The organism is Streptomyces triculaminicus (genome assembly GCF_017349075.1).
Taxonomy (GTDB): domain Bacteria; phylum Actinomycetota; class Actinomycetes; order Streptomycetales; family Streptomycetaceae; genus Streptomyces; species Streptomyces triculaminicus.
This window is the reverse complement of the sequence record NZ_JAFMOF010000002.1, coordinates 1,859,237-1,882,190: the sequence shown is the minus strand read 5'-3', so window position 1 is coordinate 1,882,190 and position 22,954 is coordinate 1,859,237. Positions and strand designations below refer to the sequence as shown.

General features: G+C 70.4%; 20 protein-coding genes and 5 pseudogenes. 18 read left to right on the top strand and 7 right to left on the bottom strand.

What is annotated here, in order from left to right; translation table 11 throughout:
- Positions 1 to 546 precede the first annotated feature (546 nt).
- From J1792_RS18615 to J1792_RS18590, 6 genes and pseudogenes are all read left to right on the top strand, one after another.
- The gene (locus J1792_RS18615; RefSeq protein WP_086571402.1) at positions 547 to 1,275 is read left to right on the top strand and encodes a dienelactone hydrolase family protein; all 729 of its coding nucleotides are present in this window, start codon (positions 547 to 549) and stop codon (positions 1,273 to 1,275) included.
- 73 nt (positions 1,276 to 1,348) lie between these two features.
- Positions 1,349 to 1,705 carry a YciI family protein gene (locus tag J1792_RS35100; protein WP_086571416.1) on the top strand — a complete coding sequence of 119 codons (357 nt, stop codon included), beginning with the start codon at positions 1,349 to 1,351 and terminating at the stop codon, positions 1,703 to 1,705.
- A 24-nt stretch (positions 1,706 to 1,729) separates the two neighbouring features.
- Positions 1,730 to 2,032 (top strand): annotated as a pseudogene (locus tag J1792_RS18605) (sigma factor); the annotation flags it as partial.
- Positions 2,033 to 2,182: 150 nt separating this feature from the next.
- Positions 2,183 to 2,494 (top strand): YkvA family protein, encoded by a 312-nt coding sequence (locus tag J1792_RS18600; RefSeq protein ID WP_207247753.1) that lies wholly within the window; start codon positions 2,183 to 2,185, stop codon positions 2,492 to 2,494.
- A 130-nt stretch (positions 2,495 to 2,624) separates the two neighbouring features.
- On the top strand, positions 2,625 to 3,512 hold the full coding sequence (locus J1792_RS18595; RefSeq protein ID WP_242646296.1) for an NAD(P)/FAD-dependent oxidoreductase: 888 nt from the start codon (positions 2,625 to 2,627) through the stop codon (positions 3,510 to 3,512).
- A 220-nt stretch (positions 3,513 to 3,732) separates the two neighbouring features.
- A complete protein-coding gene (locus tag J1792_RS18590) occupies positions 3,733 to 4,671 on the top strand; it encodes an amidohydrolase family protein (RefSeq protein WP_086571398.1) in 939 nt (312 codons plus the stop codon).
- Here J1792_RS18590 and J1792_RS18585 read toward each other — a convergent pair.
- Positions 4,622 to 5,395, bottom strand: a complete 774-nt coding sequence (locus J1792_RS18585) for a site-specific integrase (RefSeq protein ID WP_242645971.1) — start codon at positions 5,393 to 5,395, stop codon at positions 4,622 to 4,624. The genes J1792_RS18590 and J1792_RS18585 overlap by 50 nt on opposite strands.
- A gap of 496 nt (positions 5,396 to 5,891) precedes the next feature.
- On the opposite strand from J1792_RS18585, the pseudogene J1792_RS35835 reads away from it, so the two are divergent.
- Positions 5,892 to 5,990 (top strand): annotated as a pseudogene (locus J1792_RS35835) (hypothetical protein); the annotation flags it as partial.
- A 162-nt stretch (positions 5,991 to 6,152) separates the two neighbouring features.
- Here the strand turns inward: J1792_RS35835 and J1792_RS18570 are convergent.
- A complete protein-coding gene (locus tag J1792_RS18570; protein WP_086571392.1) occupies positions 6,153 to 6,620 on the bottom strand; it encodes a winged helix DNA-binding protein in 468 nt (155 codons plus the stop codon).
- A 205-nt stretch (positions 6,621 to 6,825) separates the two neighbouring features.
- Here J1792_RS18570 and J1792_RS18565 point away from each other — a divergent pair.
- Positions 6,826 to 6,978 (top strand): annotated as a pseudogene (locus J1792_RS18565) (IS5/IS1182 family transposase); the annotation flags it as partial.
- Between the two features lie 457 nt (positions 6,979 to 7,435).
- Complete coding sequence (locus J1792_RS18560) at positions 7,436 to 8,758, top strand: cytochrome P450 (RefSeq protein WP_207247752.1); 1,323 nt, start codon at positions 7,436 to 7,438, stop codon at positions 8,756 to 8,758.
- 118 nt (positions 8,759 to 8,876) lie between these two features.
- On the opposite strand, the gene sigJ is transcribed toward J1792_RS18560, so the two are convergent.
- Entirely contained in the window at positions 8,877 to 9,800 is a 924-nt protein-coding gene (gene sigJ / locus J1792_RS18555) for an RNA polymerase sigma factor SigJ (RefSeq protein ID WP_207247750.1), read from the bottom strand.
- Between the two features lie 101 nt (positions 9,801 to 9,901).
- Between sigJ and J1792_RS18550 the strand changes: the two genes are divergently transcribed.
- The 3 genes from J1792_RS18550 (at position 9,902) to J1792_RS18540 (ending at position 11,721) form a co-directional block, all read left to right on the top strand.
- Positions 9,902 to 10,270 carry a hypothetical protein gene (locus J1792_RS18550; protein ID WP_086566671.1) on the top strand — a complete coding sequence of 123 codons (369 nt, stop codon included), beginning with the start codon at positions 9,902 to 9,904 and terminating at the stop codon, positions 10,268 to 10,270.
- 634 nt (positions 10,271 to 10,904) lie between these two features.
- Positions 10,905 to 11,174 (top strand): hypothetical protein, encoded by a 270-nt coding sequence (locus tag J1792_RS18545; protein WP_086566673.1) that lies wholly within the window; start codon positions 10,905 to 10,907, stop codon positions 11,172 to 11,174.
- 196 nt (positions 11,175 to 11,370) lie between these two features.
- Positions 11,371 to 11,721: a DUF4190 domain-containing protein gene (locus J1792_RS18540; RefSeq protein ID WP_207247748.1), complete on the top strand. Its 351-nt coding sequence runs from the start codon at positions 11,371 to 11,373 to the stop codon at positions 11,719 to 11,721.
- Positions 11,722 to 11,793: 72 nt separating this feature from the next.
- Here the strand turns inward: J1792_RS18540 and J1792_RS18535 are convergent, their stop codons facing one another.
- The gene (locus J1792_RS18535) at positions 11,794 to 12,417 is read right to left on the bottom strand and encodes a hypothetical protein (RefSeq protein ID WP_207247747.1); all 624 of its coding nucleotides are present in this window, start codon (positions 12,415 to 12,417) and stop codon (positions 11,794 to 11,796) included.
- A 31-nt stretch (positions 12,418 to 12,448) separates the two neighbouring features.
- Here J1792_RS18535 and J1792_RS35095 point away from each other — a divergent pair, with 31 nt between their 5' ends.
- The 5 genes and pseudogenes from J1792_RS35095 (at position 12,449) to J1792_RS18515 (ending at position 15,726) form a co-directional block, all read left to right on the top strand.
- On the top strand, positions 12,449 to 12,583 hold the full coding sequence (locus J1792_RS35095) for a hypothetical protein (protein WP_278186297.1): 135 nt from the start codon (positions 12,449 to 12,451) through the stop codon (positions 12,581 to 12,583).
- A 156-nt stretch (positions 12,584 to 12,739) separates the two neighbouring features.
- Positions 12,740 to 13,726, top strand: a complete 987-nt coding sequence (locus J1792_RS18530; RefSeq protein ID WP_207247745.1) for an aldo/keto reductase — start codon at positions 12,740 to 12,742, stop codon at positions 13,724 to 13,726.
- Between the two features lie 409 nt (positions 13,727 to 14,135).
- Positions 14,136 to 14,495: pseudogene (locus J1792_RS18525) on the top strand (4-hydroxyphenylacetate 3-hydroxylase C-terminal domain-containing protein); the annotation flags it as partial.
- 4 nt (positions 14,496 to 14,499) lie between these two features.
- Positions 14,500 to 15,395: pseudogene (locus tag J1792_RS18520) on the top strand (aldehyde dehydrogenase family protein).
- Positions 15,283 to 15,726 carry a VOC family protein gene (locus tag J1792_RS18515; RefSeq protein WP_307843031.1) on the top strand — a complete coding sequence of 148 codons (444 nt, stop codon included), beginning with the start codon at positions 15,283 to 15,285 and terminating at the stop codon, positions 15,724 to 15,726. The pseudogene J1792_RS18520 and the gene J1792_RS18515 overlap by 113 nt, the downstream one beginning before the upstream one ends.
- 62 nt (positions 15,727 to 15,788) lie before the next feature.
- Here the strand turns inward: J1792_RS18515 and J1792_RS18510 are convergent, their stop codons facing one another.
- Both J1792_RS18510 and J1792_RS18505 read right to left on the bottom strand, forming a co-directional pair.
- A complete protein-coding gene (locus J1792_RS18510) occupies positions 15,789 to 16,172 on the bottom strand; it encodes a hypothetical protein (RefSeq protein ID WP_086566679.1) in 384 nt (127 codons plus the stop codon).
- A 245-nt stretch (positions 16,173 to 16,417) separates the two neighbouring features.
- Complete coding sequence (locus tag J1792_RS18505) at positions 16,418 to 16,825, bottom strand: hypothetical protein (RefSeq protein ID WP_242646294.1); 408 nt, start codon at positions 16,823 to 16,825, stop codon at positions 16,418 to 16,420.
- A gap of 402 nt (positions 16,826 to 17,227) precedes the next feature.
- On the opposite strand from J1792_RS18505, the gene J1792_RS18500 reads away from it, so the two are divergent.
- Complete coding sequence (locus tag J1792_RS18500) at positions 17,228 to 18,499, top strand: phosphatase PAP2 family protein (protein WP_307843030.1); 1,272 nt, start codon at positions 17,228 to 17,230, stop codon at positions 18,497 to 18,499.
- A gap of 89 nt (positions 18,500 to 18,588) precedes the next feature.
- Here the strand turns inward: J1792_RS18500 and J1792_RS18495 are convergent, their stop codons facing one another.
- Entirely contained in the window at positions 18,589 to 22,548 is a 3,960-nt protein-coding gene (locus tag J1792_RS18495) for a hypothetical protein (protein ID WP_242645968.1), read from the bottom strand.
- Positions 22,549 to 22,954: the final 406 nt, after the last annotated feature.

Genomic DNA, 22,954 nt, shown 5'->3' with positions numbered 1-22,954 from the left:
CGAGCAGCAGTGCGGACAGGCGTGTTGGACGCGGCTGTGCGCCGGGAGAGTACGTCATTGTTCTCCGTCGTCTTGATCTCTTCCAAGAGTCCCGCGACCTTAAGTTGGTGAACACACAACGTCAACAGTCGAGTTTGTCCGTATGACTCTTGAAGGCGACGCGGTTTACGGTTTGCCCTGGGCCGTGGGTGACGACGCGGATGCGCATCCGTCACGACGGCGGAGTCGACGAGTTCCGTGGCCGGCTCGAGGAGTTGCTCCCAGCCGACGGGGCCACGCTGCGCAGGCGGTACTCGACGCCGGCTGGCGCGAGCAGCGGGTCGTCGGGGGAAGTCCACGCGCAGCGAGCGTGGCCGTCCTCGGCAGCGTTCGCCCCGGCGAGGCGCGAGTGATGATCTTTGTGATACCTTCGGCGCCGCCGTGCACCATTGCGCATTCGAGGAGGTGAGACCGATCAACACTGTGACACGTCGGGGCTCCCTCCTTCTCCTTCGCATGGCCTAGGGAGCGCTCACACAAGGCATTCCCGAAAGGCTTGAAACGCTGATGCGCTTCACCTCCCAGACGTCATCGGATGGCGTCACCGAGCAGTTCTTCACCCTCGACGAGATCCCCGGCGTGCTCTGGACGCCGGAAGGCGCCTGCGGTACTCGTCCCCTGATCCTGCTGGGCCACGGCGGCGGGCAGCACAAGATGGCCCCCGGCACCGTGTCCCGCGCGCGCCGCTACGCCGCCGAGGGTTTCGCCGTCGTCGCGATCGACGCACCCAACCACGGCGACCGGCCCAAGGACGAGGAGTTCGGTCGCGTCGCGGCCGAAATGCGGGCCGGCATGGCCGCCGGTAAGAATCCCGGCGCGCTGGTCGCCGGCATGCACAGCCATCTGGCCGGCCAGGCTGTCGCGGACTGGCAGGCGGTCCTGACCGCGGTCCAGCGCCTCGACCAGGTCGGCGTCGGCCCGGTGGGTTATTGCGGCATGTCGATGGGCTGCGGGCTCGGCATCCCGCTCATCGCCGCAGAGCCCCGGATCCGCGCCGCGGTGCTGGGCCTGCTCGGTGTGCACGGGCTGGCCGAGGACGCCGCGCGGATCACCGTGCCGGTGGAGTTCGTGGTCCAGTGGGACGACCACATGGTTCCGCGGGACCAGAGCCTGGCGTTGTTCGACGCCTTGGCCTCTGCCGAGAAGACGCTGCACGCCAACCCCGGCAAGCACGGGGATGTCCCGTCGTTCGAAGTGGACAGCTCGCTCCAGTTCTTCGCCCGGCACCTGAGCTGACAAGACGATCGCAGTGCTCGGCGCGCCGGCCGGAAATCGTTCCGGCCGGCGCGCTCGGTCCGGACTGTTCGGCGTGGCCGGGCGGAAGATCTCGACACTCGCCGTCCGGGACTCCTTCCCGGCCGAGGCGTGGCCGGAGGCGATCGCCGAGCAGGAGGCGTTCAACAAGAAGTACCGCGAAAGCGGTGAACTGCTGGGCGCCTACGGCCTGGCGGACACGGCCAACGCCCAGCTCGTGCGCCGTGAGGCCGGCGTCCCGGCGGTCACCGACGGCCCGTATCTGGAGACCAAGGAGTACATCGCCAGCTTCTACATGCTGGACTGCGACAGTCCGGAGCGGGCCCAGGAGATCACCGCGGACATGCCGTTCGCCGATGTGGAGCCGGTCGAGCTGTGGCCGGTGCTGCACGAATCCGCGGCGGACATGTGACCGCCGCGCCACGCCGCCGAGGACCTGCTACGCGGGCTGGCGCCGCAGGTCCTCGGCGCGCTCGTCCGTCGCTACGGCATATTCGACGTGTGCGAGGACGCGGTCCAGGAAGCGCTGCTGGCCGCCGCCCTGCAGTGGCCCGAGGCGGGGGTGCGGGACAACCCCCGAGGCTGGCTGATCACCGTCGCCTCCCGCAAGCTGGTCGACCAGATCCGCAGCGAGAGCGCCCGGCGTCGCCGCGAGGACGCTCTCGCCCTGGCCACCCCGCAAGCAGAGCTGCTGAGCCACCCCGCCGACGCCGTACCCGCCACGGACCGGGACGACTCGCGCTCAAGGCCGGCCCGACCGTAGGCACTCGGACATCGCCCACAAGCCAACTTCGTAGCCTCCTGCCCAAAGGGCCCGGGCGGGCACCGCGACAGCGCCCATGAGGTGAATGTGCGGGCCTGCGGCGACCGTCCTGGGTAGGCGGTAGGCATGAGCGACACGTTGTGGATCGTCGTCGGTGTCCTGGCCGTATTGTCCGCTGCGACCGCCGTCGCAGCCGTGATCGTCGCGGTCCGGCTCTTCAAGGCCCGGCGGCTGCTGCGCGGCGCCGGTGTGCCGGACAGCAGCAGGCTGCTTTTCTGGGGCGCCCTGCTCTACCTCGTCTCCCCCGTGGACCTGCTGCCCGACCCCATCTATCTGGACGACATCGGAGTCCTTCTGCTGGCACTCCGGTCGCTGCACGAAGCCGCCGACGCCGCGGGCGTGCCACGCACGCGGGACGGGCGGAAGCCGACGCTGTGACCGCTCTCCCCCGCCCACCGCGTACGTGGGGCAGCACCACGGCAGGCCGACTCCACGACCAGACAGGGGTGGGCAGAAGCTCGTCAGTACCAGGGGTCTTGTAGAGGTCTCGTCGACGCCCGTGACCGCGATGTGCTACCTGGATCGACCGGTCTGGCCCCCGGCTACGTCGGCCAGCTCAGCGCTACGCCGGGACTGGCCGTGCTGGCCAAGGACAGCGACGCCACCTACCGCGCCCTCTCGGAGACCGCGTCGGCGCCACTCTTCTGGCAAGTCGGATGCCTGGAGATCGCCACCCGACCCGGCTCGCCAGGACCAAGCCCACCGCGACCTCGAGCACGGGCGCCGCCTGGGCATCGAGGCCCGGGTGCTCGATGCGGTCGATGCCGTCGCGCTGGCCCCCGCGCTGGTCGACGCCGAACGGGCGCTGGGCGCGCTGTACGTCCCCTCTGACGGTGTCGCCGATCCGGTCGCCCTCACGCACGCACTGGTCGACGCCGTTGAGAGCGGCGGTGCCGGTTTCCGCTGGAACACGCCCGTACGCGCGTTGGAGAGCGACCGTGGCCGGGTCGTCGGCGTCCGCGTAGGGAAGGACGCAGAGCTTCTCAGGGCCGACTGGGTGGTTCTGGCCACGGGCATCTGGGGTCCTGTGCTGGCGGCGGGCACCGGCGTGCGGCTGCCAATGGTGCATGTCCAGCATCCCTACGTGTTCACCACCGAGGTTGGGGGCCTTGACGACACCCCTGTCGGATACCCCGATCGTCCGCTATCCCGACCACGCGGTCTACACCCGCCGTCACGGCCGCCGCTACGGGCTGGGGTCCTACCCCCACACCCCACTCCCGCTGACTCCCACGTCGGCGCTCGCATCAGCCGAATGCCCTTTCCGGGAGGCCGACTTCGGGCCCGCCACCGCAGAGGCCACCTCCCTTGTCCCGTCTTCCGGGAAGCGGCCCAGGCTGCTGGCTACCATCGGCAGGGCTGCCTTCACCGCGACTCGGCGACGAGGGCTGCATGACGGGTTCAGCGTGACGAAGGCGGCGCCTTCCCCGCACGCTGTGAGGGAACGGGGCCGGTCGGTCCGTTGGGCCGCCCGGGTGGTCTCCCCGGGCCGGGCCGCCCGGGTCCGGTGCCCAGTGGACCCGTTCCGTCTCACCGTCGCGTCTGATGGGTAGGCCGTCTTGCCGTGGTCATTGCCCGGGACCGGGGAGACGGGGATTCGAGGAGGTTCGGAAGGCATGACGAGTCCCGCACGCGTCGATGTCCACCAGCACCTGATCCCGCCGGAGCAGCGCCGGGCGATGTCCGGCCGCGCCACGGCCTTCGGCTGGCCGGCGCCGGTCTGGGACGAGCGGAGCGCGATCGCGATGATGGACCGCCGGTCGATCGCCACCGGCATGCTGTCGTTCGCCGCGCCGGTCGGGGCGCCTGACGACCCGGCCGGGGCCCGCGCCACGGCCCGGAAGGTCAACACGTACACGGCGGAACTCGTCAAGGACCGGCCCGACCGGTTCGGGCACTTCGCCGTCCTTCCCCTGCCGGACGTGGACGGCGCGCTCGCCGAGGCCGCGCATGCCCTGGACGAACTGGACGCCGACGGGGTGACGGTGCTCAGCAACGCCCACGGCCGCTACCTCGGCGACCCCGCGTTCGAGCCGCTCTGGGCCGAGCTGGACGCCCGTGGCACAGTCGTCCTCATCCACCCCACCGCACCGCCGGGCGCCGCGCTCTCGGACCTGCCCGCCCCGCTGGCGGACTTCCCGTACGACACCACCCGCACCGCCCTGCACCTGGTCCTCAACGGTGTTCCGCGCCGGTACCCGCGGATCCGGATGATCCTGCCCCACGCCGGCGGCTTCCTGCCGTACGCCTCCCACCGGTTCGCCTGCGCCGGACGGTTGCGGACCGGCACCACCCCCGAGGGCGTCCTGACCGACCTTCGGCGCTTCTACTTCGACACCGCCTTCGCAGCCGGCCCGGCCATGCTGCCCTCGCTCCTCGCCTTCGCGGCACCCGGACACGTGCTCTACGGCAGCGACTTCCCCATGGTTCCCGAGGACTGGGGCACCGGCTTCGACGCCGCCTTGGACAGCTACCCGCACTGGGCACCCGGACAGCTGCACGCCGTCAACCGCGGCAACGCCGAAGCCCTCCTCCCCCGGCTCGCCCGGGGCTGACCCCGCGTCTGCCATCCGCGCCGCCTGTTCCCACCGGAGCCTCGTCAGGGTTCGGCCATATGACCGAGCCCGTTCTGGTGCGTCCCTGGAGCCGATCGCCGGCGACGACACCCGGCGGCACGTACTTCCTGTGCCATGTAGTACCGAGGGTCGGGCCCAGGACCAGGACCGGGGCGTCTTCTGGCCCGTCAGAGCGGTATTGCAGGGTGTTCGGCGTAGGACGGAGGTCCTCCACGCTCGGCTTCACGTACCACTTCTTCGTCGTCTTGACGTTCGTGTGGCCGGCCCACCAGGCAAGGATGTGGTCCCGCACGTCCTTGTTCGCCAAGTACGTCAAGCACGCGGCGCGGGCATCGTACAGGCGTACGCGACGGAGATCACTCCGGTCCATGATCAGGTATGCACGGACCCGAAGCTGCCGGCCGTTCAGCGTGGTGCCGAGCTCGTCCACAAAGACGTAGCCCGCATGAACGTACGCCTCCCCGATCGCCAGCCGGTCCGCCGCCTGAATCGCACGCAGCACGCGCAAGGCGTCGCACACCATTGATGGGAGGGGTAGCAGCCGCTCCCCCGCCATCGACTTCGTGCCCTTCTCGATGATCTCCTTGTTGCCCATCAGCGTCCGAGTGTTGGCGATATACAGCGTCTCCGCCTCCAGATCTACGTCCTCCCAGCGCAGGCCACACACCTCTGCAGGACGGAGCCCCATCAGCGAGAGCAGCAAATGTGCGACCCGGCAGTCGCGGCGATATCCGTCCAGGAATGCGGTGAACCGCTCGTGGACGTCCGCGGCAGCGACCTCCTAGTCGATCGCCGGCAGGACGCCGCCGGGGCATACGCGCACGTACGGGCAGGCGTCTTCGAACGGTGGTCGAAAAGCCCTCCGCCTCCGCAGCACAGGAGAAGATCGTGAAGATGATGGGCGGCCAGAAGGACGTCGCCGACAACATGTACTACAAGATGGTCGTGGCGTCCTCGGTCGAGTCGGCACTGCTGGAGGCGGACGTCTCCGCCAGCTACATGGGATTCAGCGGCAGCGGCAACACGAAGCTGGAGAAGCACAAGGACGGGAAGACGATCCTCGCGTGCTTCCTGCAGAGCGCGTTCACCATCACCTGTGACGGAAAGAGCACCCCAAAGAAGCGGTTCACTGACAAGCTCACCTGGGAAGACTTCAAGGACCTTGAGGAAGCTGGGCGCATCGGGATCAACAACCCCCGCTGTATGTCTCGGCAGTCACCTACGGCCGGTCCCTACTCTTCGCGCTCATCACAAAGTCGGAGGTGACCAAGGCGAAGGCCGCCCTGCAGTTCGCCTACAAGGGCATCCAGGGCGAGGGTAACGCGAAGCTGAAGGCCGAGTACGAGAAGATCCTGAACGTCGGTTGGACAGCGGGGTGCCCCCGGTTGCTCGACCACGACGTTCGACCTGCCACGAACTCACCCGGGGCCTGGGGAGCTTCGTCCCGGGCTCGCGGCCTGTCAGGCAACAGGCCCGCCCGCGTTGCGGATCAGCCGCTGGAGCACCTTTACCGTGGTGACGTAATCCTTGTCGTCGATGCCCTCGTGGAGGGCGGCGCGGATCGCGGGGGCGTTGCGCGCGAGGTCGACGCGGGCCTGTTCTCCCTGCGCGGTGAGCCACAGCCGGTCCTCGGCATCGCGGGTCAGCCAGCCGCGCTCCAGGAGTACTTCGGCCTCCACCGCCAGGTCGTCTTCGGGCCGGATGTAGGAGGCCATGGCCTCCCGCAGCTCGGGCAGGCTCATCCCCTCGCCGTCGGGCGAGATGTCGTTCACCGACAGGTTGCGCAGCAGCCAGAATTGGGGCTGGGTGTAGCCCTTTTCGGCCTGCTGGGCCCGGGTGTACGCGATGAGCGCCTCGTAGGCGACACCGGTCCAGTACGCGGCGGGCTGTCCGGCGAGTTCGACGTCGGAGATCTGCTGGGTCGTCATGAGATATTCCCTTCAGGCACTTCAGTATGGAGCCCGCATATCGTGCGGGTCATGCGGAGACCGTATGACCTCAAGTGCGGTTGAGGGCAAGCAGGTGATCTTCACAACGACCGTCGGCACGGCAACGAGGCACTCTGCCTCTGGTCCTCATGCGGTTGCTGGAGGTCTTCCCGTCACACATGGTCGCAGGTGCGATGATCTTGCGATGGCTGGCGTGATCACGGCATCGGAACCGTCCTGGATAGCCCCGTTTGCCGGGCTGAGTCCGCACCACTTCCGCAAGTTGGTGACTGCCGTGCGCCGCCAGAGCGTGGCCGACGGACATCGTGTCCGGCCGTGGAGCCTGTCGCTGGAGGACCCACAGCAGTGCGGTGCGGATCTTGGTCTCCCAGGTGCGCAGGGGACCGTATCGGCTGTCGGCGATGGCTTGGAGGATGTGTTCGTTGACGGGGTTGAAGCGGGCGAACAGGTCCACGAACACCTGCAGGACACGGCATGGGACCGGGCCTCGGAGGCGTACGCCCTCGCCCGCCTCGAGCGCCGCAAGGGTGACCTCGCGGCGGCGGGGCGGGCGCTGGAGCGGTGGGCGGCGGGCGGCGGGCGGCGGGCGGCATCAATGGCACCGCGCCGGGCGGAACGGTTACCCAGTGGCACCGCCGGGCGCTCAGCCGGCTGTCCACGCGAGCGAAATGGGCCGTGGCCGGGACCTGACCCGCCCCGCCACGGCCGGAACGCGACGCACCGGTCGACACCGGTCCATGGTGGACGACAGGGTGGTGTCCTGTGCACCGGGCGGATCAGCGAGGAGGAGCGGGGTGGATATTCCCGGACCCGAGCCCCGGGCGGACGGTGGGGCCGGCGCAGTCGCGGCGGCGGGCGGACTGCACACCTACCAGTTGCGGCTGCATGCCGAGTACGGGCCCGTCGTACGGTTCCAGCTGCCGGGCGCGGGGACGGTCGTGTCGGTCGCCGACCCGGTGCTGCTGGAGTCCACGGCGCACATCGACAAGCGACCGGAGCGGCTGTTCCAGTTCCTTGCTCCGCTGTTCGAGACCGGCAACCTCCAGGTGATGCCGGCCCACGAACACACCCAGTGGCGACGGTTGATGCTCTCGGTGCTCGCCGGGCGCCCGTCCCACGAGCGGCACTTCGCGTCCCTTACCGCACTGGCGACAGCGCTCGCCGACCGCTGGGGCGAGCAGGCCGGCCGCGGGCCCGTCGAGCTGCAGAAGGATCTCACCGCCCTGTCGCTGCGAATGATCTGCGAGTTCGCGCTGGGAGGCGACGCCACGGACGCGGACAGCGTCATCGCCTCGTTCGAAGAGGTGCTGGCCGAATACATGGGGCGGCTCTACCGAGTACCGGCCCCGGGCGCACGGGAGGAACGTGCCCGGCGGGCGGAGGAAGCCCTCGCCCACCTGCGTGCGACGGTCGACCGGATGGTCGCGGCGCATCGGCATGGCGGCCGCGCGGACAGCAGCGACCTCATCGGGGCGCTCGTCGAGGCCGGCGAGCGCCCCGCACGCATCCGCGACACCGTCATGGTGACGATGCTGGCCGGCCACCATACGACCGGAGTGGCCGTCTCGTGGACCCTGCACCTGCTGGGGCGGCATCCCGAGGTGGCCGAGCGCGTCGCCGCCGAGCTCGATCGCGTGCTCGGTGACCGAGCGGTTCCCGCGTACGCCGACCTGCGGCGGCTCACGTACCTGGACATGGTCCTCAAGGAATCGATGCGGCTCTACCCGCCCGGCCCCTACGGGGCGCGGGAGACGACCGAGGCCCTCGTCCTGGGCCATCACGAGATCCCGGCGGGGACGACGATCTTCTATCCGTTCTGGGCCGTCCATATGAACCCCGAGTACTGGCCCCGGCCCGAGGAGTTCACACCCGAGCGGTTCACTCCGCAGGAGATGACCGGACGGCCGAGGCTGGCCTACATCCCGTTCGGGCTCGGGCCGCGCAGCTGCGAGGGCACCGGCCTGGCCATGGTCGAGGCCGCGTTGATCCTGTCCGTACTGCTCAAGCGCTTCCGGTTCCGTCCCGCACCAGGACACGAGGTGACTCCGATCGAACGGTTCGTGCTGTGGGCGGCCGACGACATCCGCATGATCGTGAGCCCGCGGGTTCCCGGATAGGGTCCTCCGGACGGAAGGCCGCCCCCTCCCCCGCTGCCCGCACTTCGGGCCCCGCTCCAACGTCCAGATCGCCGCGCGATCTCCTTGGTTCCAACCGGGCCACGGCGCACCGCTGTTCCTAGCGGACCGCCCTGCCGCCCCAGGGCCGCAGTTTCTCCGGGTTGCGGACGGCCCAGATCCGGGCGACGCGCCCGTCGAGGACGTCGAACGAGGCTACGGTCACGACGGCGCCGGCGCGCTGGGCCACCAGGCCCGGCACACCGTTGACCGACCGCTCCAGGAGTTCGAGCCCCGGAGCCTTGTCGGCGATGGCGACCATGTACTGGGCGATGCGCGCGCCGCCCTCGACCGGGCGCAGGACGGTACCGACCATGCCGCCGCCGTCGGCGGTCATCACGGCGGCCGGGTTGAGGAGACCGACGAGGGCTGTGATGTCCTTGGACTCCCATGCCTCTTTGACGCGCCTGACCACGTGGGCCTGGCCGGTCGCCGTCACCGGAGGGCGTGCGACGCTCGCCCGCCGCCGGGCGGAGGCCGCCAGCTGCTTGCAGGCCGCAGGGGTCCGGCCGAGGATGCCGGCGACCTCGGCGTACGGGTACCGGAAGACCTCGTGCAGGACGAACGCCACCCGCTCGGCGGGCGTCATCGTCTCCAGGACGACGAGGAAGGCCATGCCCACCGACTCGTCCAGAACGATCTGGTCGGCCGGGTCCGCGGAGCCGGTGGGGTCGGCGCCGCCCGCCTGGTCCCACTCGGTGCGGTCGGGCAGCGGCTCGGGCAGCCACGCGCCGGCATAGCGTTCACGGCGGGCCCGCACGGACCCGAGCAGGTCCAGGCAGATGCGGCTGGTCACCGTCGTCAGCCAGGCGCCGGGTGAGAGGATCTCCTCCCGCCGGCTTCGCGGCAGCCCGTACCAGCGTGCGTAGGCAGCCTGTACGGCATCCTCGGCCTCGGTCACCGAACCGAGCAACCGGTAAGCAACATTGATCAGTTGGCGCCGCTCGCCGGCTGTCTCCTCTGCGCCGGTCCCGACAGTCCCCATGCTTCCGGCCGCCCCCTCGCCTTACCTTTCGCAGGCCCGCGTCGTCGGACTGGTGAGACCTTATCGAGCTCCTGCCCGAGGGCGGAAAAGAGGACTGTGACATGGCCACTCAGGTGACGGCGAAGACACAACGCAACTCCTTGTTCCTGAAGATCGCGATCGCCCTGCAGACCCTGACCATCTTCCTTCAGGCGGTTTCCGCCGGACTGCTGCTGACCTCGTCCTACGGAGAGACGCTGCACAGCGTCGGAGCCCGTGTGATGTACGGGGCGTCGATGCTGTATGTGCTCACGGCGGTGCTGGCGTGGAAGCCGGGCGGCAGCTCGCCTCGGCCTGTCCGGCACGCGTCAGGATTCCTCGTACTCGCCTCGGTCCAGGTCATGCTGGGCATCGCGCACGTCCCAGCGGTTCATATTCCCCTGGGCGTCTTGATGTTCGGTCTGAGTGTGCTGACGCTGGCCCGGCGTTGAGGTCCGATACGAGCTCACTCCGGATCGACCAGGCCGCTTCTCGCACGTCATCCGATCGCTGGTCTGCGTGTCGTCGGCTGATGCCCAGTGGGCACGGATCGAGCCGTTGCTTCAAGCAGCCCGCCGACGGGGACGCGCCACTCGTGAACGCGCCGCCAGGGCGCCGGTGCGGGGACCAGGCCTCCAGGATCCGGCCGCATGGGGTGCGTCTGGCAGGAACGGGCTTTCGTGCGACTCAGTTCTCGATGACGAGATCGGATGCCGCGACAGGCTGCGGGGCTCTGGAACAACGGCTACGGGGTCGGAAGACGATCCTATCGCTGCCAGAGCCGGCCTGTGCAAGGCCGTGCGGTTGTGCGGGCCCCTTTCCCCCACGCGAATCCTCGGCCTCACGAAGGCGGGCGGACGAGGAACGGACTGCGCATGGGCCGCGGCCGACCTCGCACGTATTCGGGCGACTTTGCCACCCGTGAATTCCTCTTCCACAATGCAGCGTCTTCGACGCCATCACCTGAATCTCTGCGATCGCAGGATCGATTGTCCTGTTCTTCGCCTACCGCCTCCTCTTGACAACTCACGCGACTGCCCTCTGCTGCAGCCGGTTCGCCCCGGAGGAGAAGCTAGGATTCCGCGTATGACTCATACGGGGGACAATTCGAGAAGGATCACCACGCCCGGCCAACTGGCGGCATTGGGCCTGTTGCTCGCCGGTATAGCCGTGCTGGCGAGATGGCATGAAGGCCCGGCGCTCTGGGGTGGCGCCCTGCTGGGAATCGCGGGCGTCGGCGGGTACTTCGTCCAGTTCGACACCCCACGCGGCTTGGTCCAGTCGCTGCTTGCCGCAGTCGGCCTGTGCATGGTGTTCATGTTCGGCCTGCAGTTGTTGATCGGTGTCTTCGCCTGACCTCACCACGTCACGGGCTTACGCCTTTCACGAGACCGGCACAGCGGCAGGGGCCGGCCGCGCCCTCGCCTATGGCGGTGCCCATGCAGGGCGCCTGAGCGGTGGCCTCCGCCGTGGCCGTGGTCGTCCTTCTGGGCACCGCATCCTCGACGCCGCGCGCAGGCACGGAGCCACGCAAGAACCATCAGGAAGCAACATGACCGACATTTCACAGAACAACCAGCGCACCGAGCCCAGCAGGAATCGCCCCGCCAAGGTGAGCCTGTGGTTCGCCCTCTTCGGAGTCTGCGCGTACGGCAACTTCGCCACGGGGATCGCCTGGCTCAACCCCGGCATCTTTGTGACGATGGCGGTGCTCTGCGCCTTGGTGGCGATCGTCGCGGGACACATCGGCCGGTTCCAAGGGCGCCGTCTCGACGGCGACGGGCGCGGCATGGCGCTGCTGGGCATCCTCGTCGGCTGGCTGATCCTTCTGGTGACCGCTGTTGTCATCGTGGCGGTCGGTGGGCTGATCGCCGGACTGGCGGTGCTCATCGACAACAGCTGACGGCAGGGAAGTCCCGCGCCCTCGGCCAGGGCTACGCCTCCGGCCTCGCCGGTGTCGCCAAGGACTACGGCGTCAACGTCCGGGGGTGTCCGACGCGGTCGCCCTACGACCGGCCGGACCGATCCCAGGGCTGGCCGCGTACCGTGCCGGGCACGCAGAGCCCGGCACGGTCGGCTGCTGGCAGGGCACGCTGATGGTGTAACTGCGCTGGCCGCTGTTGATGTCGTTGCTGCTGTCGGTCCAGTACGGGCCGCTCTGGTGGAAGGTCATGGTGACGCTGTAGCTGCCGCAGCCGTTGAGGACCACTGGAGAACCACCGCTTGCCGAGCCGTTGGCCGACCCCTGGGTGACCGGGTCGGGGGTGGCGTGGTTACCGGACTGACCGCTTTTGCTCACCGATCCGGTGGCGTTCCAGCGTGCCGGGTAGCTGTTGTCCGCGTAGTACCAAGCGCCGCCCCACTGGTACTGGGTCTCGCTGTTCCTGACGATCACCTGGTTGCTGGAGGCGAAGTTCAGGCACACCTGGACTCGGGTGTACGTGTACTGGCCACCGCCGTAGAACTCTTCGGCCGGCGGGCAGTAGTCACCGGCCGGTGCTGCCGCGGCACGGTGTTCGGCGGCAGTGGCCGGTGCGTGCAGGAGCGAGGTGGACAACGCCAGGACGGCGATGGCCAGGCCGATTCCGTAGAACACCACTGACGAGAAGATGAAGTGCACAGGAAGTCCGTTGAGCTGGCAGGAAATGTGGCAGCGCAACATCCACCACGCTCAAGAAAATCTGCGTCTCGGCCGGATCACGGTGAACCACGACCGCAAACCGGTGAAGGTACTGCTCAACTTCACCCACGAGATAGAGCTGTGACCCGCGACGGGGCGTAGGCGTGCGGAGTCAGCCTGGTGTGACCCCTGAACGCGCGTCGCACAGTTCAAGGTGCGAGGCACGACGTTCAGTTGACTTGGAGCACGCTCCAACACCTAACGTCCTGGGCAGATGATCCCGAGCTCAGGAGGCAACACCATGACCGACACCCCCACCCGACACCTGGGCAACCTGACGGTCTCCGCGCAGGGCCTGGGCTGCATGGGCATGAGCCACGCCTACGGTGCCACGGACGACGCGCAGTCGATCGCGACACTGCACCGCGCTCTCGACCTCGGGGTGACCTTCTGGGACACCTCCGACTACTACGGCGCCGGACACAACGAGGAGCTGATCGGACGGGCCGTCGCCGGGCGCCGCGACGAGGTGGTGCTGGCCACGAAGTTCGGCTTCGCCAACCGCCTGGGCGAGCCCACCCACGTTCGCGGCGACGCAGCCTACGTCCGACAGGCGTGCGAGGCGTCGCTGCGCCGGCTCGGGGTCGACCACATCGACCTCTACTACCAGCACCGGGTCGATCCGCAGGTGCCGATCGAGGAGACCGTCGGCGCCATGGCCGAGCTGGTGCACGCCGGGAAGGTCCGCCACCTCGGGCTGTCCGAGGCCGGCGCGCGCACCATCCGGCGGGCGCACGCGGTGCACCCGATCACCGCGCTGCAGAGCGAGTGGTCGCTGTGGACCCGCGACCTGGAGGCGGAGATCGCCCCGGTCTGCCGCGAACTCGGCATCGGCCTGGTCCCCTTCTCCCCGCTCGGGCGCGGCTTCCTGACCGGCCAGTACAGCTCGGTCGACGGGCTGGCCGAGACCGACATGCGGCGCAGCCAGCCGCGCTTCGCCGACGGCAACCTCGAACGAAACCTGGCGATCGTCGCGAAGCTGAACGAGCTGGCCGAGGCGAAGGGGGTCACCACCGGGCAGCTCGCCCTGGCCTGGGTGCAGCACCGAGGCGACGACGTGGTGCCGATCCCGGGCACCCGGCGACAGCGCTACCTGGAGGAGAACCGCGCGGCCCTGGCCGTCGAGCTGTCCCCCGAGGACCTCGCCGCCATCGAGGCCGCCGCCCCGCCGGAGCAGATCGCGGGCTCCCGCTACGACGCGACCAGCCTGAACTTCGTCAACAGCTGAGCCCGCGCCCGCCACGATCGCGCGCTTCGGGCATCGTCTCCTCAGGTATGTCCGGAGCCATCGCCCGTCGCGGCGATGACGCGAAGCGTCGGTGACCGGCCCCGTGCAGGCGTGGATGGGGCCGATTTACCGGGTGCTCGAGCCGGCTGATGTACGGCAGAGTCGGTCAGACACCCCGAAGGGATCGATCGCTGACAGCGCGGAGGCTCCATGGGACGACCCTGCGGCGTGAGCCAAGGAACCACTGAGGTGTGACCGTCACCGGACCACCCCGAGGAGCCGACGTGGCAGCACGCACCGGCAAGGACCTTCTCGACCGGCTCGCCGACTCGCGCCCCACCGTGCACATCCAGGGAGAGACCCTGAGCACGTCCAGGAGGACGTGGCAGAGGTGATCACCACGTTGGAGATGCTGCGGGCTTTCCTGCGCGCCGCCGAGGCCGATGCCGCTGTGAACGAGTTCGGGGTGCTGACCCCGGCATGGGCCCCGCTGAACGCCGCCCGCAACCTGTACCCCAAGCTCTACCAGCGCTTCCCGCAGATCCTGCGCAAGCTCGGTGCCGCCGGGCTGATGGCCACTCCCACCGGGTCCGACGTCACCGGGCCGGCCGCCGCCGACATCGACGCCTACCTGCAGTCGGCGACGCTGACAGGGGCCGAGCGCGTGAAGCTGTTCCGCCTGCTGTGGGACACGTGCGGCTCGGCGTTCTCCGGTCGGCAGGCGCTGTACGAGTACTACTTCTTCGGCGACCCGGTGCGCATGGCCGGCGCGTATGTCGCCTCCTACGACCGGGAGCCGTACAAAGCCCGAGTGCGGGCCTTCCTCGACGGGTACGACGCGAACGGGGCCACGGACGTCCGGGCCGGGCGGGGCCGGCATGAGCCCCGCCGCACCGCCGACGCCTTCCGTCGTCAGGCACTGGATCGGAGGCGAGGCCGCCGATGCCGCCGACGGCCGCACCCTCGATGTGACGGATCCGGTCTCCAACCGGCCGTACGCGCAGGTGGCCAGGGGTGGGCCGGCCGACGTCGCCCAGGCTGTGGACGCTGCACGCGCCGTCTTCCCCGCCTGGGCGGCGACCGCCCACCACGAGCGTGCCCGTGTCCTGCACCGCATCGCGGACGCCGTCGAGGACCGGCACGACCGGCTCGCCGTCCTCGAGTCGTACGACTCGGGACTGCCCATCGGCCAAGCGCGGGGGCAGACCTGGTGTGCCGCCGAGAACTTCCGCCACTTCGCCGGCGTGATCACCACGCTCGGCGAGGAAGCCTTCCGGCAGGGCGAGGAGCAGCTCAGCTACGTGGTCCGTAGCCCCGCGGGGGTCGCGGGCCTCATCACCCCGTGGAACACCCCCTTCATGCTGCAGAGCTGGAAGCTCGCCCCGGCCCTCGCGGCAGGCTGCACTGTTGTCCTCAAACCGCCGAGTGGACCCCGCTGTCGGCCTCGCTGTGGCCGGAGATCCTCACCGAGGCGGGCGTACCGGCCGGTGTCGTGAACGTCGTGCACGGCACCGGCCCGAAGGCGGGTCAGGCGCTCGTCGACGTACGCGGCATGGATGTACCGAAAGCCGACCGTCCACGACGTGGCCTTCACCGGAGCTGCCGGGCCCCGCCTGCACCACCTGGGGCTGGCGACCCACGAATCCCACCAGGTCCTGCGGGCCCCTGACATCCTCGGCGCCCTGCACCAGGAGCACCACATCGAACGCGGTCGCGGCCGACACGGCGTCTCCAACGCCTTCTACCTCTACCTGCGCGACCCGGACGACCACCGCGTGGAGATCTACACCTCCGACTACTACACCGGCGACCCCGGCCACGAGACCTACCGCTGGAACGTCCACGACGACCGCCGTCGCGACTTCCGGGGCAACGCGGTGATCGAGTCCTGGTGCAAGGGGCCCTCCCCGGTGCACGACCTGGCGGGCGCGGTCCAGCCGGTGTCCGACGCCGCGCTGGACGAGTCGTCCGCCCGGGTGGGAGCGGACGGGCTGGGCTGACGCGGCGACGAGGAGCGTCGAATGTCCGGGCGGGCGTTGTTGAGCGCAGGGGGGCTGGGCTGTCAGCTGGTGTTCTGGACGACGATGCCGCCCGGGAAGACGATCACGCCGGGGGTGGCCGACGTCCCGTCGCAGCCCCGGAAGACGCTGCGGTCCGTACCCTCGGTCACGAGTGACAGGGCCTGTGGTGTGGCGGTGTACGTTCCCTGGTGGATCACCCCGTCACCGAGCTCGTACTCGAATACGCCGCCGGCCCGGAACGTGATCCTGAGGGTGGTCTCCGGGGCGTTGAGGCGGTATGTCACGCCCACATAGTCGTCGGGCTTGGTGCCGCAGGGGTCCGCCGCCCGGGCGGGCCGAGCGGGGCCGAGCGGCGTCAGCGCCACCAGCACGGCGGCGAGCAGGGGGAAGACGAGGGAGGGAAGACGGAGACGGTGTCGCTTCATGGGTACTCCTCCGACGGAGGCGGGGAGCATCGGCTGCCGCCGTACGCCGCCCCGGATGTGCCGGCGGGGCCCGGGCAGCACGACCCGGGCCTACGGGTACGGGACGGTGGTGCCGCCCTGGCGAGTCCTGCTCAGCCTTCGGATGCCGCACCCCGCCCACCGTCAGGACACCTCTCTTCCCGCCGGCACGCAACACACGCCCGTCAACCCCGGCCGTACCTGGCGCTCCCCCACTTGCGCGAAGCTCAACGTCTTGTGTCGTCTGCCCACGCCGAGATCTCCACGGCACCCCGACGAACGGCTTGTTCCGGGTCCTGGGTGAGCTGCCCGCAGACCGCTGAGATGTCCAGCGCGCTGTCCGGGGCCGCGAGCGCGTCATGGACCCCGGTCAGCATCCAGTCGGCATGGCTGTCGTCGGCCTCGGCAAGCGCGAGAGCGATGAGCCTGACGGCGGCCACCGTCCCCACCCGGGCCAGGGCCTCTGTCGTCTGCCGAGTCACCGCCGTGTCCGCGGCGTCCAGCAGCAGGCCCACCAACGCTTCCGCAGCCTCAGGAACATCAGCGAAGGAAGCAAGGTCACGCCCGGCGCGGGCACGTTGCGACCACGCAGGAGACGAGGCCTCAGCCAAGACCGCCTGCAACCCATCCAGCATCTCTGACACAACCAGACAGTCTCATCCCCACCAAGAAGATCGAACCCGGGCGCCTCCGCCCGGTGCCTCACCCGTCCCAGGTCAGACGTCGACATGCCCGGCGATGACGCCGGGCAGGGAGGCGTCGTTGTGTCATTGACCGACCTTCGCGCCACCCGTGACCGGCGAAACCCACCCACACCACTCCGATAGCATGTTCGGGCTCACGACGATCAGCTTGACCGCCCGCCCTCACCGGAAAATTAAGCTATCCAGCACGAAGAGTGACCCATTTAGCTAACATCTATCAAATTGGCCAAACAATTGATATCCATATCATCACGGGTGCTTTCGCGAATAAACCGCAGAAATACATTCGCCGCGTGGCGTCAGCCACGGGCGATACTGTGGGCCACAGTGGGCGTGGTGGCCCTCGGTTTTTTCATCGCGCTGGAGATCGCCGCGCGTCACTACGGACAACCGGGGCCGATCACCAACCAGGCGAAGGAGGTGATATTCGCCCCTAAATCGGGTCCGCTGCTGTACGCCAGCATGGCGTTGATGATGGTGGTGCTCACCTGGCGGCAACGATGGATCGCGGCTGCTGTCGCGATCGGCATCGACGTCGTCTTCGTGCTGGTGCGGTGGGCGTTCGACATCAAGATGAGCCACGGCCATTTCTTCGGCAACGGCGCGTTGTGGGTGATTTTGGGCTATGCGGTCATCGCTGTCACGCGCCGCACCGGCCGGGAACGCATTCTGCTGCTGAAGGGTGTCGGGCTGGGCCTGCTGCTGGTGGCCGGCCGTAAGACCGGCGATACCTGGCTGCTCATCACGTCGAAGACCCGGCCGGCGGTGCTCGACCAGTATGTGGCGACCGCCGATCACGCGCTGGGCGACCCGTCGTGGCTCATAGGCCGGATCGTCAGGGCCAGCGGTCCGATCGGCGAGCATGTTCTCGACTACGTCTACATTCAGCTCGCGGTGGCGGCGTCCGTCGTCGCGCTGTACCAGCTGCGCAAAGTGGCGGCCGAGCGCCGCTTCCCGCGCCATCACCTGGTGCGCACCTTCCTGATGATCGGCCTCCTCGGGCCGGGCATCTACATGATCTTCCCGGTGGTAGGTCCGATCTTCGCCTACGGCGCCGACGGCGGCCACTGGGCGGTGGCCGACCTGTGGCCGAACACGGCGCCGACGCTCGCTGCGCCGCACCAGATGCCATTCGACGAGATCACGCCCCGCAACTGCATGCCCAGCCTGCACACCGCGTGGGCTACCGCCATCTTCATTCATTCCCGAAAGGGTCCAAGGCTTCTGCGATTCGCAGGCGCATTCTGGCTGATTGCCACGCTCGGCGCAACGCTGGGATTCGGCTACCACTACGGCACGGACATCATCGCCGGCGTGGTGTTCACGCTCACGATCGAGGCCGGTCTGCGCGCGCTCGACCGTGGCTGGGATCGGTCAGGAATCCAGATGGTCGCTTATGGTGCAACGGTCTTCGTTGCATTCCTGGTGTCATACCGCTACCTGCCGATGGAGATGGCCGAACACCCGTGGGTGTTCGGACCGCTTCTCATTCTGGCGACGGCCTCGGTGATCCACCTCTATATACGGACCACCAGACTGTGGGACTCGGAGGCCCCGAAGGCCGCACCAGCGCGGCAACCGAAACCGCAACCCGAACTGGTCTGAAGCCGTCCCGCCGGCCCGGACGACCCGGGCCGACGGGAGGCAGACCGCCACGCGGCTGCTGCACCTGGGCAGGAGCCAACAGAATCTGGCTAGCGGCCGCCGTCACGCGCGCCGGACGTCCGCTCCCAGGCCTCCGTGAACATCTCGTGCAGTGGTGCCGTCGGCAGCACCCGTCCGAACGGGGCGTGGATCTCATTGCCCCACAGGGGGCGGACCAGGTGGCTCGCCAGCTTCACGGTCTCCAGTGGCAGGTGCGGGGCCTTCAGCTCGGTCCACTCCCCCGGCAGGAAAAGGGTCCGGCCCGCCCGCGCCCGCTTGGCCTCCACCACGGCGCCGGTGGCGAGCATCTCCGCCCGGACCTCCGCGTGCCGCTTGGTGGACCAGCCGTTCCACCGCCGCACGTTGCGGTCGGTGGGCGTGGCCAACGTCGCCACCTGGAGGTACAGCGCCGCCGCGTCCGCGCCCACGCCGAGCTGCTTCGCCACCCGCGTGACCAGCTCCGGGCAGGACTGCCGCGGATCCGCCTCGTACGCGCCGGCCGGTACCGCTCCCGAGCGGGCCCGGCGCATCATCCGGTCCAGCCCGCCGCCCGCGATGAGCGGTGCCACGCGGTCCAGCTCCTCGGCGAGGTCGGTGACCTCGCGGACCCGCCGCCACGCCTCGGCGTCGGCGACCGCCGCGGGCCGCAGGAACGAGGCACCGCCGGGCGCGCACACCACCAGCGGTCCGGAGTCGTACGCGGTGACCGGAACCGGCCCCTCCTCCTTACGTCGGTCCATCGCCACCGGCAGCCGAGCGGGCCCGAACCGTTCGGCGATCCGCGCCGAGGTGTCCTTGACCCGCCCGCCGGGCAGCGCCAGCAGCAGTTCCGGACGCTCCAGCTCGGCCCGCAGCCGCTCGTAGAGGGCCATCGCGCCGGCCACGGCGGGATCACCGACGGGCCGGTCCGTCCACGCCCACACCAGCGCGCTCGCTATCTGCCCGAGCGGGAGGCCCACCGGGGTGCGGTAGGGCAGCTCGGGCCCCGCAGGCGGCACGGCCCTGACCTCTACTCCTATCCCGTACGGGGTCGCGGCCAGTTCCCAGCCGGTCGCGAGGACCGTCGCGTCCTCGGCGGCCTCGTAGCCGCCCGCCAGCCGCCGGGCCCATACCTCGGAGAGCCCCAGGTCGGCCTCCAGGGCGTCGGCCGCCTCGTCGTGCACGGCGGGCAGAGCCCCGACCAGCTCCTGCCACACCCCGGCCATCCGTTCCACGGCCGCCTCGATTCCTCCCGGCTGCCACAGTTCGGCCGGGTCGTCGGGCAGGGCGGCGGCCAGGACGGCCCGCCGGCCGTCGGCCCCGAGGCGCTCGCGCAGCCGCTCGTACGACTCGGCCGTCATCGGGGTCGCCTTGAAGGGGGCCTTTCGGACCAGGGCGCGGTCCTCGTCCCGGTCGGACCGGCCGACGAGGCCGGCCACCACGAGCCGGGCCACGGCTCGTCGCACGCCCGTCAGTTCGGCGAAGCGCGCGGCCGCCGACTCCGGCAGCGGGAGCGGACCGTGGGTGTCGACCGCCGCCACCAGGGCCCGGAGCCGGGCGGCGTCGTCCCGCTCCACCCGGACGAGCCGCGCCTGTTCGGCCGCCGCCGGCACCGGGTCGGCGTCAGGGTCCTCGGCGGCGGGCGCCACGAACCAGCACTGCGACCCTCCGCCCCGCACGGCCGCGGACACCACGGCGGTCCCGCCCGCCCGCAGGCCGTCCAGGGTCTCAAGGCCGGACGCGCGGCCCGCCCACCACCGGCTGCCCGCACGGGCGAACGGCTGGTCGGCCCAGGTGTCCAGGAGCGCCAGCAGGGCAGCCCGCTCCGTGTCCGGGGTCGGCGCCACCGCCGCACGCCACGCCGCGGCGTCGATCGCGCCCAGCAGCTGCGACCAGTCGTGCGGCGGCGCAGGCGGCGAGAGCCGCCGCACCTCCTCCGTGATCGTCCCGGCCAGGCAGGCGCCGTCGGCGGCCAGCGCGCTCAGCGTGGCCGGCAGGGCCGGGTCCGGGGCCCGCCGCCACCGATCGTGCTCCTCGTCCAGGACCAGGCCGAACAGCGCGGGCATCAGATCGGTGTCCGGCGCGGACCGGCGCGGCAGGGCCGGCGGTGCCTCGGCGAGCAGGGTGACGCGCCGGTGCAGGACGCGCCGCCGCTCCTCCACCCGGGCAGCCCGCTCGGCGACCGCCACGACGGCCTCGACGAGCACCGGGTCGGTGACGTCCGGCAACTCCCGTGCCACGGCCGCGCGCAGCGTCCCCGTGCCGTCGAGAGCGGCAGTCAGCAGCGTGTCCGCCGTCCGCTGTTCCACGGTCCGCAGCGCCCGGGATCCGGCCGCATCGCGGGTCCGCAGCAGGTACCAGAAGGCCGGTGGCAGGGCCACGCCGCCCGATACGGTGACCTGCCGGGCCGGCTTGACTCGGGGGTTCCGGGGTGAGTGGTGCCCGTCCAGCTCCCACAGCAGGACGCCGTCGGCGGTGTACGCGCGTACGCCCGTCCGGGTCTCCGCCTCGGCGAGGACCACGTCTTCCGCCGCGCCTTCCGGCGGCGCCCACAGCGCCCAGGGCTCCTGCCCGGGGCGGTCGATGTCGAAGCGGGCCGTGCGCCCGTCGACGCTCTCCACCAGGAAGTGGTCGGGCGCGTGGTCGCGGTGCCGGGTGCGGAACAGCACCCGGGTTCCGACCAGTCCGTTCCGGCTGCCCAGCGGGGAGTCGGACAGGCCGGCGGGCAGCGGTGCCAGCTGCAGGGCCTCGACGGCCAGGGTCATCCCCGCCTCGGACGGCTGCGCGGCCGCATCGGCGCTCGCGGCGCGGCCGGGGAAGTCCGGCAGCGGCGTCGCGCCCCGCCGCTCGCCGGTGACCGGGTCGACGACCTCCCACGGCTGCCGTCCGTAGACGGCGTTGGTCCAGATCCGGGTGCCGTCGCCGAGCTGCAACTCGTCCCGGTCGATGCCCTCCCTGCCGCCCGGACGCAGCACCCGCAGGCCGCCGTGCCGTCCGTCGGCGTCGGCGGTCTCGAACTGGAAGCCGTAGGCGCCATCCAGGCTGCCGCCGAACGGCACCAGGCCCCCCACCTCGTCCGGTGTGAAGGGCTCCTCGGGACGGTCGGCCCAGACGGCGGTCTCGCAGTAGTAGGGGTCCGGCTTGAGGGTCCAGCTCACCAGGAAGGATCCGCCCACGTAGTGGACGGCGTACATGGTCGCGTCCTGCGGCACCGTGAACCGGCAGGAGCCGCGTACCCCGTCAGGGGCGACGGCGACCGCCCGGTCGCGCCCGAAGACCGTCAGCACCGGCCAGGTGGAGGTCACGCCTGCCACTCCCGGCAGCGCGCCGTCCGCCTCATCTCCAGGTGCGGCGTCCGCCGCGAACTGCGCGTACACCGACTCCAGGGCCGGCCAGGCCAGCTCCTCCGGCAGCCCGGCCGCGAGCGAGCGTCGCAGCGCGCCCGACGCGCCCGCCCGGGCGAAGGCATCGGCGATCCCGTCGAGCGCCGTCACCGTGGGCCGGTCCAGGAGGGTCTCCAGTTCTGCCACGGCCTCCTCGGCTCCCGCCATGCCGCCGCCGGCGACCGTGTCGACGAGCTTGCCGACCCGTACGGCGACCTCGTGGGCGATGCCCTCGTTGCCCGGCAGCAGCGTCACCGCCGACCCGGACCGGCGCCGCGCCAGGGACCAGTTCGGCAGCAGGTCCGCGTGTACGGTCCCCTCGAGCCGGGGGCCGAACACCGGGTCGGCGGCCAGCGCGGCGAGGTCCCGCCGCGACTGCTCACCCCAGAAGCGCATCCGGGTCTCCGGGCCTGGGTCGACGACCGTGGCCCCGGCCGCCAGGCAGGCGTCCAGCACGTCGGCGTCGAAGCCCTGGTAGTAGTGGCGGGTGGTGTGCACCGTCACCGGGGCGCCCGCCGCCCGCAGCCGCGGCCCCAACCGGCCCACCAGGTCGAGGAATTCCACCGGCAGCGGCTGCCGTGCGACCCCGCCGCCGGACTGCGCCGCGTACTGGTACATGTGCACGAAGTGCCCGACCCAGCGGTGCACCCCGCCCCTCCGGCACCACCCGCCCGGCCTCCATCGCTCGCCGCGCCGCAAGCGATCAGCATCCGCAGCCACGCCCCGCCGTCGGTGGCCCCCTCCGGGAAGACCTCCACCAGCCCGGCCGCGACCGTGTCCGCCGGCGGATGGGCCGCCAGCACCGGGCCCGCGGCCGTCAGCAGCGCGTCCGGCACCGACTTCTTCCGGGTCACCGACAGGATCGCGCCCACCAGCCGCGCGACCTCCTCGTCCCCGTGCCCGGCCGCCTTGGCGGAGGCCCGGACCCGGCGCACCAGGTCCGCCGGCAGGTCCGCCTTCGAGCCCGCCCAGGCGGTCAGGAACGCGTCCAGGGCCGCGTGTGCCGCGGCCGGCTCCAGCGTCTCGGCGAGGAACCGCTGATGGGCCCCGAACT

Coding starts and splice junctions, on each gene's coding strand:
- J1792_RS18615 (WP_086571402.1), top strand. CDS start 547: ATGCGCTTCACCTCCCAGACGTCATCGGATGGCGTCACCGAGCAGTTC.
- J1792_RS18600 (WP_207247753.1), top strand. CDS start 2,183: ATGAGCGACACGTTGTGGATCGTCGTCGGTGTCCTGGCCGTATTGTCC.
- J1792_RS18595 (WP_242646296.1), top strand. CDS start 2,625: ATGTGCTACCTGGATCGACCGGTCTGGCCCCCGGCTACGTCGGCCAGC.
- J1792_RS18590 (WP_086571398.1), top strand. CDS start 3,733: ATGACGAGTCCCGCACGCGTCGATGTCCACCAGCACCTGATCCCGCCG.
- J1792_RS18570 (WP_086571392.1), bottom strand. CDS start 6,620: ATGACGACCCAGCAGATCTCCGACGTCGAACTCGCCGGACAGCCCGCC.
- sigJ (WP_207247750.1), bottom strand. CDS start 9,800: ATGGGGACTGTCGGGACCGGCGCAGAGGAGACAGCCGGCGAGCGGCGC.
- J1792_RS18550 (WP_086566671.1), top strand. CDS start 9,902: ATGGCCACTCAGGTGACGGCGAAGACACAACGCAACTCCTTGTTCCTG.
- J1792_RS18545 (WP_086566673.1), top strand. CDS start 10,905: ATGACTCATACGGGGGACAATTCGAGAAGGATCACCACGCCCGGCCAA.
- J1792_RS18540 (WP_207247748.1), top strand. CDS start 11,371: ATGACCGACATTTCACAGAACAACCAGCGCACCGAGCCCAGCAGGAAT.
- J1792_RS18530 (WP_207247745.1), top strand. CDS start 12,740: ATGACCGACACCCCCACCCGACACCTGGGCAACCTGACGGTCTCCGCG.
- J1792_RS18515 (WP_307843031.1), top strand. CDS start 15,283: ATGTACCGAAAGCCGACCGTCCACGACGTGGCCTTCACCGGAGCTGCC.
- J1792_RS18510 (WP_086566679.1), bottom strand. CDS start 16,172: ATGAAGCGACACCGTCTCCGTCTTCCCTCCCTCGTCTTCCCCCTGCTC.
- J1792_RS18505 (WP_242646294.1), bottom strand. CDS start 16,825: ATGCTGGATGGGTTGCAGGCGGTCTTGGCTGAGGCCTCGTCTCCTGCG.